The organism is Paenibacillus sp. sgz302115 (assembly GCF_056120445.1).
In genome coordinates this window covers 145,265-158,152 of the sequence record NZ_JBVYOK010000005.1, presented here as the reverse complement: position 1 = coordinate 158,152, position 12,888 = coordinate 145,265, and the positions used below count along the sequence as shown (strand labels likewise).

General features: G+C 49.1%; 13 protein-coding genes. 8 read left to right on the top strand and 5 right to left on the bottom strand.

Annotated elements, in window-relative coordinates; translation table 11 throughout:
• Window positions 1–72: 72 nt before the first annotated feature.
• The 4 genes from AC0LWN_RS12680 (at window position 73) to AC0LWN_RS12665 (ending at window position 3,922) form a co-directional block, all read left to right on the top strand.
• A complete protein-coding gene (locus AC0LWN_RS12680; RefSeq protein WP_474665760.1) occupies window positions 73–1,329 on the top strand; it encodes an MFS transporter in 1,257 nt (418 codons plus the stop codon).
• A complete protein-coding gene (locus tag AC0LWN_RS12675) occupies window positions 1,326–1,895 on the top strand; it encodes a GNAT family N-acetyltransferase (protein ID WP_474665758.1) in 570 nt (189 codons plus the stop codon). The genes AC0LWN_RS12680 and AC0LWN_RS12675 overlap by 4 nt, the downstream gene beginning before the upstream one ends.
• Window positions 1,892–3,592, top strand: a complete 1,701-nt coding sequence (locus AC0LWN_RS12670; protein WP_474665756.1) for a carbamoyltransferase family protein — start codon at window positions 1,892–1,894, stop codon at window positions 3,590–3,592. Before AC0LWN_RS12675 ends, AC0LWN_RS12670 begins: the two co-directional genes overlap by 4 nt.
• 147 nt (window positions 3,593–3,739) lie before the next feature.
• Window positions 3,740–3,922, top strand: a complete 183-nt coding sequence (locus tag AC0LWN_RS12665) for a hypothetical protein (protein WP_474665753.1) — start codon at window positions 3,740–3,742, stop codon at window positions 3,920–3,922.
• A 671-nt stretch (window positions 3,923–4,593) separates the two neighbouring features.
• Here AC0LWN_RS12665 and AC0LWN_RS12660 read toward each other — a convergent pair.
• Window positions 4,594–6,036 carry an FAD-dependent oxidoreductase gene (locus AC0LWN_RS12660; RefSeq protein ID WP_474665751.1) on the bottom strand — a complete coding sequence of 481 codons (1,443 nt, stop codon included), beginning with the start codon at window positions 6,034–6,036 and terminating at the stop codon, window positions 4,594–4,596.
• A 197-nt stretch (window positions 6,037–6,233) separates the two neighbouring features.
• On the opposite strand from AC0LWN_RS12660, the gene greA reads away from it, so the two are divergent.
• Window positions 6,234–6,713, top strand: coding sequence for a transcription elongation factor GreA (gene greA, locus AC0LWN_RS12655; protein WP_474665749.1), 480 nt, complete (start codon window positions 6,234–6,236; stop codon window positions 6,711–6,713).
• Window positions 6,714–6,770: 57 nt separating this feature from the next.
• Here greA and AC0LWN_RS12650 read toward each other — a convergent pair whose 3' ends face one another.
• Window positions 6,771–7,490 carry an SDR family oxidoreductase gene (locus tag AC0LWN_RS12650; RefSeq protein WP_474665747.1) on the bottom strand — a complete coding sequence of 240 codons (720 nt, stop codon included), beginning with the start codon at window positions 7,488–7,490 and terminating at the stop codon, window positions 6,771–6,773.
• A gap of 149 nt (window positions 7,491–7,639) precedes the next feature.
• Window positions 7,640–7,978, bottom strand: coding sequence for a winged helix-turn-helix transcriptional regulator (locus tag AC0LWN_RS12645; RefSeq protein ID WP_474665745.1), 339 nt, complete (start codon window positions 7,976–7,978; stop codon window positions 7,640–7,642).
• A gap of 177 nt (window positions 7,979–8,155) precedes the next feature.
• Between AC0LWN_RS12645 and AC0LWN_RS12640 the strand changes: the two genes are divergently transcribed.
• Window positions 8,156–9,085, top strand: coding sequence for an AEC family transporter (locus AC0LWN_RS12640; RefSeq protein ID WP_474665743.1), 930 nt, complete (start codon window positions 8,156–8,158; stop codon window positions 9,083–9,085).
• Window positions 9,086–9,424: 339 nt separating this feature from the next.
• On the opposite strand, the gene AC0LWN_RS12635 is transcribed toward AC0LWN_RS12640, so the two are convergent.
• On the bottom strand, window positions 9,425–10,267 hold the full coding sequence (locus tag AC0LWN_RS12635; protein ID WP_474665741.1) for an aldo/keto reductase: 843 nt from the start codon (window positions 10,265–10,267) through the stop codon (window positions 9,425–9,427).
• Between the two features lie 53 nt (window positions 10,268–10,320).
• A complete protein-coding gene (locus AC0LWN_RS12630; RefSeq protein WP_474665739.1) occupies window positions 10,321–11,526 on the bottom strand; it encodes an MFS transporter in 1,206 nt (401 codons plus the stop codon).
• Between the two features lie 130 nt (window positions 11,527–11,656).
• Here AC0LWN_RS12630 and AC0LWN_RS12625 point away from each other — a divergent pair, with 130 nt between their 5' ends.
• Together AC0LWN_RS12625 and AC0LWN_RS12620 are read left to right on the top strand one after the other, a co-directional pair.
• Entirely contained in the window at window positions 11,657–12,040 is a 384-nt protein-coding gene (locus tag AC0LWN_RS12625; RefSeq protein ID WP_458965111.1) for a winged helix-turn-helix transcriptional regulator, read from the top strand.
• 84 nt (window positions 12,041–12,124) lie between these two features.
• A complete protein-coding gene (locus AC0LWN_RS12620; protein ID WP_474665736.1) occupies window positions 12,125–12,805 on the top strand; it encodes an S-layer homology domain-containing protein in 681 nt (226 codons plus the stop codon).
• Window positions 12,806–12,888 lie beyond the last annotated feature (83 nt).

The following is a 12,888-nucleotide window of genomic DNA, read 5'->3' as shown; positions in this document are numbered from 1 at the left end:
TAACTGCTTGGACAAGGGGATGTAAAAATCTTCTTGTCCAATTTTTATTCAGCTATTATGGAGGGGAGCTTTTTGAACCAGCAGATTTCGATTTGGAAAAATCGGAAGTTTTCTAGATATGCGATTGGTACGTTTTTTAACTCACTAGGAAATGCTTTTTTCGATCTTGCTGTCCCGTTACTGATATATCACTTGACTAAATCAGTTGCCCTTATGGGTACGATGGCTGTGTTAATTCAATTGCCAAAGGTAGTTCTCGGACCTTTTATAGGTACTCTTTTAGATCGTATTAATCCACGCAATGTCTTATTCTGTTCTTATTACATTCAAATAATAATCGTTATGGTTTTGCCGATCGCAGGTTGGTTTGATTTGCTGGCTCCTTGGATGATGTTAGCAGTTGGATTTAGCTTAAATGCTGTGAATTTGTTTGCACGTTCTGCCAATTTTGTGATTATACCCTTGTTGTTCGGTGAGGAACGGGTTGATGCCAATATGGCATTTACAACAGTCTGGACATCATCAATGCTGTCTGGTCCAGTCATCGGTGGAATCTTGCTGATGTTTCTTGCTCCAATGCACTTGGTCATTTTAGACGCACTCACGTTTGTACTCATGATTTATTGCTTACATCTGGTAGACGTACCAAATCGAAAAATCCTAAAAGAACAAAAAAATAAAAAAGTCTTGCATGATATGCGTGATGGATTTCGTGTTGCACTTGGGACATTCAATTTACGTCTATTTGCACTTTCAAGTTTTATAAGTTCGATCGCTGTAGCGCCAAAACTGACAATGATAATTTATTACTTGAAATCAGGGTTTCAGTTTGATGATACATATGTCGGCTATTTCACTGCTTTTTCGGGATTAGGACTATTCATGGGAACATTGTCAGCGCGGTATCTCAAGCGCAAGCAACTCGGGAATTTGTTTGTTATAGGTTATTCAAGCACTGCTATTGGATTCTTATTATTGGGGATTCCATCATGGTATCAAATTCCGGTGGCCTTGTTCCTGATAGACTTTGGAGTCATGCTGTATGTGATCGAACGTTCGTCGATGATCCAGCAACATTGTCCGGAAGAATATTTGGGACGTGTCAACTCTACATTCCAATTAATTGATCAAGCAGCTAATCCAGTCGGTATGGCCTTGTCTGTAGCCGTAATTGGTGCGGCTCCGATTGTAGTAGGGTTTATCGGATTAGGCGTTGCGACCTTGATGTCGCTGGTTATACTTTTTATGAGTCAAATGCATCGAAATGAATTAACTAGGTCTTTATTCGTTGTACCGAAATCCAAAGCTGTTAGGAGTGAATCCCTATGAAACCGAAACTGATAATTCCCAACACATTGTATAGCAAGAGGTTGATCTTAAGAATGCCTGATCTTTCAGATGCGCAAGTGGTAACACAAGCAATTACTGAATCGCTTTCATTGTTAAGAAAATGGCTAGCTTGGGCGCAGGAAGAACCAAGTGTTGAAAAATCACTTGAAACTATCAAGCGGGCACAAGAAGCTTTTTTAAATGGTGAGGAATTGAAGTTCTATCTTTTCAATCGAGAGACGGGGCAGTTTGTTGGAAGCAGTGGGCTGCATCGAATTGATTGGAAGATTCGTAAATTTGAGATTGGCTATTGGTCCCGTATGTCCTGTCAGAGTCAAGGTTATATAAGTGAGGCAGTCCGACGCTTGAGTGCTTTTGCGTTTGAGGACTTAAATGCCAATCGTCTAGAGATTCGTTGTGACGAACGTCACGCGGCAAGTAGAAATATTGCGGTACAGACTGATTTTCAATTAGAAGGTATCTTGAAAAATGATTCGTTGACCCCTACCGGGGATTTACGGAATACGGCGGTATTCGCCCGCGTGAAAGAGAGGGATTTGAAATGATTACAGTTGGTTTAAATGCCTGCATGGTCGATGAAGGAGAAAATATTCGTGCAGTAGACGGTGGGGGGGTTTGTATTTACCAGAATGAAAAAATTCTTTTCGCAATTACGGAGGAACGCCTGTCGTACAAGAAATATGATGGTGGCTTTACTTGGGGATTGCCATATGCATTGAATGCTTGCGGTATAACGATGGCTGATGTGGATCAATTTGTGGTCAGCTATTATGGCGTTTCTTTGGATGTACCAGAGTGGCTTATTAATGAATTGAAAACTAACCTCCAACTATATGAACACCAGCAGCTTGTAGTGGTTCCGTCTCACCATTTGTCTCACGCTTATGCATCTTATTTCACTAGCGGTTATGAGAGTGCATTGGTGATTGTTAATGATAACGAGGGTCAGATCATCGGACCTAAAGTCTCTCCAGAAATGTTCGAGAATGCGTGCGAGCGCAATTCCTACTATCTTGCGGAAGGAGACACTATTACCCTGCTGGATCGTGATTTTGATTATCCATACGCACTCGGTTTTGGTAAGTTATACAACAAATTAACCCGATACTTAGGTCTTGGTAATTATCATAATGCAGGCAAAACAATGGGCCTTGCGTCATATGGTTCAAATCGACTGCTCTCGATCGGTGATGCATATGAAGAGGATTACGATGGTAACCTTCATTGCATCGTGCCGGATAGTGGAGACGCAGTAGAAGATGTACAAGCGCTTTTTGGCAAATTAGGTGTGGAGATTCCTGGACCGCGCGAACCAAAGGACCCATTACGTCAGATCCATGCAGATATGGCACAATATGTACAGTATCAGTTAGAAAGGTGGACTTCTCATCGTGCTCAACGACTACTATTTAATCATTCGTTATCTCACATATGTGTCGGCGGTGGTGTAGCGCTAAACTGTCTGACAAATAGTGTATTGCTCAATTTGCCTAATGTCGAAAGCGTATTTGTGCCGCCAGCTCCCCAAGATCAAGGTTTATGCATTGGAAACGCACTGTATGGGATTACTGAGTGGATGAGAAAAGAAGGTAAACCTGTGAAAGCGAACTTTGATATGCCGCTGTATTTGGGCAAACAGTTTGAAGTGACTGAGGAGGGTTTACTTGAGATATTAAAAGATTATCCGAACCTAAATATACGTCCATTGCAAGATACGGAAGTTGAGGCTGCGCAGATGGTAGCGAATGGACAAGTCATTGCGTGGTACCAAGACAGATCAGAATTTGGTCCGCGTGCACTAGGCAACCGTAGTATTATATCTGATCCGCGCGATAAGTTAGTGTTGAATCGACTCAACCTTGATATCAAAAAACGGGAGGCATTTCGACCTTTCGCACCCAGTGTATTGTTAGAAAAATCAGAGGAGTATTTCATGGATTTCAAGGGTGAGAGTGAGTCGATGATGTTCACCGCGGTGGTACGCAAAGAAAAACGTTCCTACCTACCAGCGATCACCCACGTCGATAACACTGCCCGTTTACAGACAGTAACCGAAGAATCCAATCCGAAGTTCTACCGTTTGATTCATCACTTCGGGGACCTGACCGGATTTTATTTAGTAGTCAACACATCGTTCAACCTCGACGGCATGCCGATTGTTGAATCCCCCTCTGATGCCATAAGCTGTTTTGCAAAGAGTTCTCTGGATGCGTTGATTCTGGGAGATTATATGATTTGGTAATATATCATAAACGATTCCGCAGTATTTTTTTGCTACATCCATCTTCATTTTCGCTATGCAGAAGATAAGACGATAAACTTCCGATGAGAAAATTGGTATTAACGTCTACGAAGATAAAGATCACTGAGGTGGGGAGCGTACATTAGTATGAGACTTGATCCAGCTAGAATCATGAGTGATAGGGATGTATATGATCAGGATGGCTACAACTGCGCTTTTGAGGATTGTTATGATATGGGTAGGGATTACATTGTTGAATATGATAGCTCTTACGATAATTGTTATGAAGATGTGGAAAATGACAATGATTATATTGATGAGTATCATTGACATTATTATCCGCGAGCTGCCTTCGAGTGGCTTTTTTACGTTCTCAGAGAACATGGAATCTAGGTCCAGTATAGGGGAAGGCGGTTAACAGGGCAAAATAACCTGTGGTTGATAGTTCGCAAATCCTCATGGAGATTCGGACATGTCTTGTTAAGACAGATCAATTCTTTGTATAGCAGGGTATACTGCGGGTAACGTCGCCTGAGAAACTATTAGCCAAGCGCATCCTGCTGCAGCCTGCGGAATGAAAGAACCGTTTGTAGTCAAGGATCCAGACGATGATGAGGTAAAGCAGGATATGGTAACCGGGAATAGGGAAGTGCAACCATGGAACAAGATAGTTACTACAACGTGCCTGAAATGAAAGCTTGATTTTTTCGAGGTAGTCCATGAAGATTGTGCTGCTGCCCATGCTTGATGCATGTTGAAGTGAAAACTCGGTCTTGATTTTGATAGTATATGTAAGGTGCTCCTCTCTTTGGGTGATGTTGTTCTGATTAACACCATTCTACCAAAGATTTGAGCATCTTTTCATTTTTCCGAACAGAGTCACTTTCGGAATTTAGGATACCCCCCTTCTATATTTAAAGCACAACCGCCTCCCCGGGTTCATTTGAACCGGAGAGGCGGTTGTGGCATTCGTGCAGAATTGAAGTTCAGCCTGACGCAGCTTACTGCAGGACGATCTTGTAATCTTTGTGCAGATAGGCGTGGATTCTCTGGAAGTCCGCTGTGTTCAGATCAGCCAGCCGCTTGTCGCGTTCGCGCCCCAGAATGATCCCGATGGTCTGTGCCGCCAAGGCGGTGGTTGGCATAATCCGCGCACTGCCGTAGGCCTTAATGCCCGCCCCCACATTTTTCCCTGTCACCAGCACATTGTCATAGGATTTAAGCTCAAAGGAGCGCAGCGGCAGACCATAGCGGTCTGGCTTGCCGAAGCCGATTCCTCTGGGAATGGCCCGCGTTCCCTGTAAATCTATAGGGTAGCCGCCAATACTGACATTATCCCAGAACATCCGGCTGTTCATTAAGTCGGAGTAACCGAGAACATATTTAGTCTCATAGCGGTTGTAGTCCCGAATATAGAGGTATTCAGGGTAGCCGTTAAGCTCTGCCTTGGCGAACCCGGGGATCTTGCCCTTCAAAAAGCTTAGAATGCGGGGCGCTTCGGCTTTGGCTTTTGCAATCGCCGCCTGCACAGATTTAGGGTCGGAAGGATTCACGTCGTAAATCAGAAGGCCGTTAATGATCACCTGGCCGTCATTCTGATAGGCGGCATTTAATCCGCGCAGCCGCAGTTGTTTATCTTGGGAAGCAAAGTGGTTGGTAATATTGCTGAATCCGGTCGCGAAGTGCCAATCGACATAGGTGTTGGGACCGTATTTTTTGCGTACATTGGTTAACGGGTAATCGTCAAGAATGCTCTGATGAAGAGCGCGCCAATCCACATTCTTGAAATTGAGCATGTAGGTTGCCGCCATATAGTCCGGTTTTTTGCCATTGTAGAGCGACTCCATCCCCGGAATCCGCACTTCACTCAACCGGCCGCTCAAGGCATTGAAATCGGTATTTTCAACCCAGTAACGGGATTGAATTGTATGTTTGGCGCCGTCCTTGCCATGATAGCTTAGGGTTTTCAACGTTTTGCCGCTGCCTAGAGTCTCTGTGTTAACCGCATCAATGACAATTCCGCTCTTCAGGGGAATTCCCTGGATCAGCTTATCGTAATATTTGTTGAAGTCGGCGGCTTTACGGATCTTCCCTGCTTTGTACCCGGTAAAAAGATTCTTGATTTCGCCTTGTACCAGACTTCTCCGCTTATTATCGTTCACATCATCGAGAAAGAACATTTGCCCTTGAATCAGCTCTCCGCCCGGCTTGCTGCGGGGATCGAGCATCAGCACCTTCAGGCCGGCCTTGACGGCTTCCTTGGCGAGCAGAACGCCTTGAATTTCACTTCCGATGACAACAACATCATAGCGTGGGAATACCCCGGAAGGAGCCGCGGACTGTGCTGCAGCGGTAAAGGAGGGGTTGATGGATAGCAGCAGCAGGGTTAGTGCGGCGGCAAGGATGCTTTTGAAGCGATGAAAGCTTTGGGTTGACGTGAACATGTACTCTTGTGCTCCTGACTGTCTGTTGGATTTTATAGATATACTTTATCTTAAGCGTATAAAGTACTCAATGAATATTCTACACGTTATGGGGCTATTTTCCTGTACGTGAAAAGTGACGATTTGCTTTCATTTCGCATATTAGCCGATTATGGGGTAAAATACAATAAAAGCGAGCAAAAATAGGAGTTGTAGACATGTCCAATGAAGAAGTGTTCTTGACCAAAGAAGGTTTGGCTAAGCTGGAAGAGGAGCTTAAGGATCTGAAGACGGTGAAACGGAAGGAACTCGCGGCCCGGCTAAAGCTGGCAATCAGCTACGGGGACCTCAAGGAGAACAGCGAGTATCACTCCGCCAAGGAAGACCAGTCGTTCATGGAGACCCGCATCATGATTCTGGAGAAAATGCTGACCAAAGCCCAGATCGTGGATGAAAGCACTATGGATCTGAGCAAGGTAAGTGTCGGCTCCCTCGTAACCCTGAATGACGTGGAGTATTCGGAGAAGATTGAATATAGAGTTGTGGGTCCGGCTGAAGCCGATGTGCTGGATAACAAGATTTCTTACGAAAGTCCGTTGGGCAAAGAGCTTCTCGGCAAACAGGTGGGCGACATCATCAATGTGGATGCCCCGATGGGTATCATTAAATACGAGCTGCTGGAAATTAAAATGTTGTAATTCAAAATCCCTGTCCCCTTATCGCTAAGGGGTACAGGGATTTTTGCGCCTTGCGGCTCAGATCAGGGTATGGCCGCCCTCTACATGGAGTACGGTGCCTGTCACGAAGCCGTTATGGATGAGATACAGCACGCCTTGTGCGACATCGGCAGCCGTGCCTACCCGCTGCACTGGCAGCTTGCCTGCTATGCTGCTGTAGAATGCATTTCGGGCCTCTGCCGCCATTCCGGCGCGTGAAGGGGTGTCGATGATGCCCGGCGAGACGATATTGACCCGCAGCGGAGCAAGTTCGAGGGCCAAGGTCTGGCCGAGATTTGCCACTGCGGCATTCACTGCGCCCAGCATGGAGGAGCCGGCCATCGCTTTGAAGGCCACGACCCCGGAGAACAGGGTGATGGAGCCGTGGGGCTTCAGCTTGGGCGCAGCGTATTTCGCGGCATAATATTGACCCCAGAACTTATTCTCCATCAGCTTACGCGAAGCGCTTGTAGCGGTGGTCAGAAAAGCGCCGCCGCTTGTTTCGGCTGCGCTGACCACCAGATGGTCGAAGGCTTCCAGCTCCCCGAAGAAAGACTGCACCTGCTCCTCATCCGTAATATCCAGCGCATAGGAGCTTACTTTGGCTGCCGTGCCGATAGCCTCCCTGGCCTGTTCCAGCTTATGCGCCGAGCGGCTGGCGATGACGACCTCTGCGCCTGCTGCTGCGGCCAGCTTCGCCGTTTCAAGACCGATTCCCGAGCTGCCCCCGATAATAACTACCTTTTGTCCTGTTAACATGTGAATTCCTCCTTCAAAGTATCTTGCTTCGTGCTCTGTGAGGAGAGTATAATCCTATAACTTCCCTTAGGGAAGTAGTTACATTTCATACATGCAGTTACAGAAAGTATAGTTTTGTGTGGCTGCTGAGCTGTGAGGAGAAATATTTTTTAAAGCGCGAGTCCATATCTTTTCAGCTCAATGAAAATGTTCTCAAGCTGCTTCCCCTTTGCTGTCAGGGTATACTCCACGCGGGGCGGAACCTCAGGATATACGGTGCGTTCCAGGATGCCGTGATTCTCCAGCTCTCTGAGCCGCAGCGCAAGCGTCTTCGGACTGATGCCCTCCAGGGAACGGATCAGATCGCTGAAGCGCATGGTGCCGCAGATCAGCAAATCACGGATAATCAGGAAGGTCCATTTGGTTCCGATAACATCGAGGGTTTTGGCAATGGGGCAGGGCTCGCCTGGGGTGCCCTTGGTCAGAATGACTGGTTCCATAACATCCATTTCTAAGTCAGCCTCCTGTAAAAATAACGGTTTTAGCTAATCATATCACAATACTATCTTTTGGGAAGCATGCTGCTCATAGGTATTTTCTATTACACATATTGTTTCCTTATCTTAGACGGCTTTTGCCTGAGGGGGGTATATTAGGAGAAACTATAGAGCAGAGGAGTCCTGGCAATGATTCAGTCCGTGTTATCGACCTTAGCCCAAGTGATTGTGCCGCTGTCCATTCCGGTCCTTGCAGGGGCGCTGCTGGGGCGGTTCAAAAACCTGGATACGAAGCCGCTCTTGACGCTGTACCTGTATTTTCTGAGTCCGGCGATTATTCTCGATACGCTGGCTACCGCTGAGATTTCCTTCGATGATGTGTACAAAACACTCGCCTTTGCGCTGCTGAACCTGCTGCTGTTGTGGGCAACCGCCAAGCTGCTTGGCAAAATACTGAAGCTGGCCCCGCCGGAAGCCGCCGGCCTGACCTTGATTTCCACCTTTACGAACAGCGTGAATTACGGCCTGCCGCTGGTGCTTCTGGCCTTCGGCCAGCTTGGTCTCGACAAGGCATCGGTCTATGTCATCGCCCAGATGGTGATCGTCAATACAATCGGCGTCTATTTCGCCGCAAGATCGCAGTTCTCCGTGCGCAGCGCCATCCGTTCGGTATTCTCTTTGCCGTCCATCTATGCGGCGCTGCTGGCCCTCCTGCTGCGTACGCTCGGCTTGCATATGCCGCATGAAGTGGCTTCTGGAGTATCCATGGTGGCAGGGGCCTATTCACCTGTGGTGCTGGCTGTTCTCGGCGCCCAGATGGTAAAAGTTCAAACAGTCCGTACAGCCCGCAACGTGCAGCTCGCCTTCTGGACCGGCATTACGGTCCGCCTGCTGCTGGCCCCGCTGATTGCCGCATTGCTGCTGCTCCTGCTGGATATCGACGGAACGCTGTTTGCGGTGCTGCTCATTCTGGCCTCCATGCCGGTCGCCGTCAATTCCGTCGTGCTGGCCGAACGCTTCGGCAGCTCGCCTTCGCTGGTGTCGCGGTGCATTCTATGGACAACGCTGGCTTCCTTCCTTGTGCTGCCGGTGCTTATTGCCATTGTAGGCGGAGCATAAAATGGAGGTCTCGCGGTCAGAGCAGCATGGCAGGATACAGCAAACAGCCCTTCCTTTCAGCAGATGTAAGGAAGGGCTGCGCTATATTTTGTGGGAATTGCTCCACTTAAATTCAGTGATTCAGAAGCTGGAAGGCGGCTAGTGGGAAAAAGTTCACTTATTTTCTCCGTTAACGGGCAAATTAAGGGCAAGCAGATGAATTAGGTACCCTTTTTCCACCTAAATGCCTGGAAAGGGCCAAACGTCATTAGAATAGTTGTACTTTTTCCACTCGGCTCTCCCTGCTGACCGGTAACTGTTGACCTCTGCAATCTCTGCAATGTCTCTTCTAGCTGCAGCTCAGAAATTGAAATTGTCGGGATCGGGACCTACTCGCTGATCACGGTTCAAACCGTCGATCCGGTTCATATCCTCCGCGCTCAGCTCGAAATCGAACACAGAGGCGTTCTCGATAATCCGGTGCTCCTTCGTCGACTTCGGAATGGTGACAATCCCGTGCTGCAGATCCCAGCGCAGGATCACCTGGGCTACCGATTTGCCATACTTGGCTGCGATCTCCGTTAGTACAGGCTGTTCCAGCAATTGGCCCTGCATCAAAGGCGACCAGGCTTCAATCTGGATGCCCTGCTCCTTGCAGAAGTCCCGCAGCGCCTGCTGGGACAAGTAGGGATGCAATTCCACCTGGTTGACCATCGGTTTGATTTCCGCATCCCTGATAACATCCTCCAGATGATGGATCTGGAAGTTGCTGACCCCGATGGCCTTGACCCGTCCTGACTTGAACAGAGTTTCGAGCGCTCTCCAGGCCTCCTTGTACTTACCCTTCACCGGCCAATGAATCAGATACAGATCCAGATAAGCAAGGCCCAGCTTCTCCAGACTGGCCTCGTAAGCGGCAAGCGTTGCTTCATAGCCAAGATCGGCGTTCCATACCTTGGAGGTGATGAACAGCTCCTCGCGGCTCAGACTGTGCTCGTTCAAGGCCTCGGCTACCGCCTGGCCCACGCCGCGCTCGTTCTGATAGACGGCAGCGGTGTCTATGCTGCGGTAGCCGTGTGCAATGGCTGACTTAACCGCCTGCACCAGCTCCGCGCCTTCCTCCACCTGAAAAACTCCAAGCCCGAACCAGGGCATATTCACTCCGCTGTGCAAGCGGGTCGTATCTTGTAAATGCTGTGCCATAATGTAAAAACCTCCTGAATGGTTATAGTATGAGAATGAGCAGTGAATGCCGGTTAGGCCGCATCACTCTGCAGGGATTGCGCATCCTTACTCTCCAATGCTCGGCTCCAGGCGGTAAGAATTACCGCGCCAAGCACCATAAGGGAGCCGACCCAAGCGGTGTGAATCAGTCCCATATGATCGGTGACAACACCGCCAAGATAGGCGCCGATGGCTATGCCTGCGTTGAAGGCGGCAATATTCATGGCGGAAGCGACATCACGGGCGCTTGGGGCGAACCGGTCTGCGAGCATCACTACATAGACCTGCAGTCCGGGCACGTTCATGAAGGCGAGCAGCCCCATGAAGAAAATGGTGATCAGAGCTGCAGCTTTGAAGGGAGCAGTAAAGGTCAGCACCAGCAGCACAACCGCCTGCAGGACAAACATATAGAACAAGGCATTCAACGGCCTGCGGTTGGCGGCCTTGCCTCCAATCACATTGCCAATCGCAATGGCGATACCGTAGACAAGCAGAATAACAGCAACCGTCTCTTCCCTGAAGCCGCTGATCTCATGCAGCAGCGGAGACAAGTACGTGAAGACAACGAAGGTGCCTCCATAGCCCAGAGCTGTAATGGCAAAAGCAAGCAGCAGACGGCTGTTCGTCACCAGCTTGACCTGATCCCGGAGCGGGGTGCGGATTCCCTTGCGCAGACTTGCCGGTATGAGAATCAGGTTGGCAATGAGCGCGATAACACCAACAGCGGCAATGGCGATAAAAGCAGCCCGCCAGCCGAGCTGCTGCCCGAGGAACGTGCCAAGCGGGACACCGGTAACGGTAGCGACCGTCAGCCCGGTGAACATGATCGAGATGGCGCTGGCCCTGCGGTCTTCGGACACAAGGTCGGCGGCGATGGTCGAAGCAATCGACATAAACAGGCCGTGCGAGAGCGCGGAAATTACCCGGGCCAGCAGCAGTACGGTTATTCCGCCAGCAGCGGCAGCCAGACTGTTGCCGGCAATGAAGAGCAGCATTAGCGAGAGAAGCAGCGTTTTACGCGAGACGGCTGTCGTCAGCGACGTTAATACAGGCGCGCCGAAGGTTACGCCGAGCGCGTACAAGGTTACGGTTAATCCGGCTGTCGTCACGGATATATGCAGGTCATCAGCAATCAGCGGGAGCAGCCCGACACTGATAAACTCGGTTGTTCCAATGGCGAAGGCGCTGATCGCCAGCGCGAGCAGCGCCAGGGTACTTCTTTTTCTATTTAAGGACATGGTTTCCACTCCTACAGTATGGTAATCACCGGCCGGTAAGTGCTATTATGAATTACTGAGGCGATTATGGGTAGTACGTACTTTTTAGTTATATAGTTACTAAAAAGTAACTATAAGAGGAGGAGCAACGATGGCTAAGAAATATAATATATCAGTCGAAGCTACGCTGGAGGTGATTGGGGGCAAGTGGAAGTGTGTCATCCTCTGCCATCTGACACACGGCAAGCTGCGGACAAGCGATTTGAAGCGCCTCATGCCGGCTATTACGCAAAAGATGCTGATTCAGCAGCTAAGAGAGCTGGAGCAGGACGGTATTGTGAACCGGATCAGCTATAACCAGGTGCCGCCGAAGGTAGAATATGAGCTAAGCGATTACGGGCGGACGCTGCAGTCGATTCTGGATTCACTGTGTGCATGGGGAGAGCGGCATATCATCAAGGAATATGGCGACAAATTCGCTGTGCTGGAAGACAATGTGCTGAACAACAAGAAGATGGAAGATGTGCAGGCGTAATCTGCGAAACTCGTCTCCAAGTATAGGCAGCTCTGCTGCAACCTTTGGTCAGGTTATTCGTCTGAAGGGAAGAGGTGAGGAGAAATGAAAAAAACTAAATTCAATTGGCTGACTTTATCGGCGGCAGCACTGCTGGCGCTAACCTTTGCCGGACAAAGCTTTGCGGCTGCGGCTGCTTTTCAGGATCTCTCCGGCACGCCTGCCAGAGATAAAATCGTGGCGCTCCAGCAGAAGGGTGTGCTTCACGGTGTAAGTGCTGCTCAATTCATGCCTAATGCCCCCGTTACTGCAGCCCAGGGTATCCAAATGTTCGTCAATGCGTTCGGACTTAACCTGGACACAATCCGTTTCGTCAAAGCACCACTGGCTAAGGACTATTTCGTCAAAGCAAGCAATGATGCCTGGTATGCAAATGCGCTGATTATTGCCGCGAATAATGCTATGGATCTGCCTGCTGATCTGGACCCTGCAAAGAACTGGACCCGCGAGGAATTCACCCATTGGCTGATTCTGACCATTGAGAAGACCAGCAATCTTCCGATGATCAAAATCATGCCGGTGGACATTGCCGACAGCGCCGAGTTCACTAACGGCTATGACGGCTCCATCCAGCGGGCATTGGCACTGCGAATCGCCAGTCTGGACAGCGCCGGCAAATTTCATCCGGCTGCCGGCATCACCCGCGCCGAAGCTGCTGAAATGATCTATAATGCGCTCGAATATATCGCTGCACATCCGGCTCCGGCTGGAGGCCTCCCGGAGTAAGGTCAAGGGCGGCAGGTTATACGCTTAAGGGCGGCGGATAGCTCCGGGCTTAAGCACAACCGGATATGCGGCCCATTCCTGGC

Excerpts from the sequence above, each read along its gene's own strand:
- AC0LWN_RS12645 (WP_474665745.1), bottom strand. The coding sequence starts at position 7,978 with ATGGATGTTATGGAACCAGTCATTCTGACCAAGGGCACCCCAGGCGAG.
- AC0LWN_RS12620 (WP_474665736.1), top strand. The coding sequence starts at position 12,125 with ATGAAAAAAACTAAATTCAATTGGCTGACTTTATCGGCGGCAGCACTG.
- AC0LWN_RS12670 (WP_474665756.1), top strand. The coding sequence starts at position 1,892 with ATGATTACAGTTGGTTTAAATGCCTGCATGGTCGATGAAGGAGAAAAT.
- AC0LWN_RS12630 (WP_474665739.1), bottom strand. The coding sequence starts at position 11,526 with ATGTCCTTAAATAGAAAAAGAAGTACCCTGGCGCTGCTCGCGCTGGCG.
- AC0LWN_RS12650 (WP_474665747.1), bottom strand. The coding sequence starts at position 7,490 with ATGTTAACAGGACAAAAGGTAGTTATTATCGGGGGCAGCTCGGGAATC.
- AC0LWN_RS12665 (WP_474665753.1), top strand. The coding sequence starts at position 3,740 with ATGAGACTTGATCCAGCTAGAATCATGAGTGATAGGGATGTATATGAT.
- greA (WP_474665749.1), top strand. The coding sequence starts at position 6,234 with ATGTCCAATGAAGAAGTGTTCTTGACCAAAGAAGGTTTGGCTAAGCTG.
- AC0LWN_RS12625 (WP_458965111.1), top strand. The coding sequence starts at position 11,657 with ATGGCTAAGAAATATAATATATCAGTCGAAGCTACGCTGGAGGTGATT.
- AC0LWN_RS12675 (WP_474665758.1), top strand. The coding sequence starts at position 1,326 with ATGAAACCGAAACTGATAATTCCCAACACATTGTATAGCAAGAGGTTG.
- AC0LWN_RS12635 (WP_474665741.1), bottom strand. The coding sequence starts at position 10,267 with ATGGCACAGCATTTACAAGATACGACCCGCTTGCACAGCGGAGTGAAT.
- AC0LWN_RS12660 (WP_474665751.1), bottom strand. The coding sequence starts at position 6,036 with ATGTTCACGTCAACCCAAAGCTTTCATCGCTTCAAAAGCATCCTTGCC.
- AC0LWN_RS12640 (WP_474665743.1), top strand. The coding sequence starts at position 8,156 with ATGATTCAGTCCGTGTTATCGACCTTAGCCCAAGTGATTGTGCCGCTG.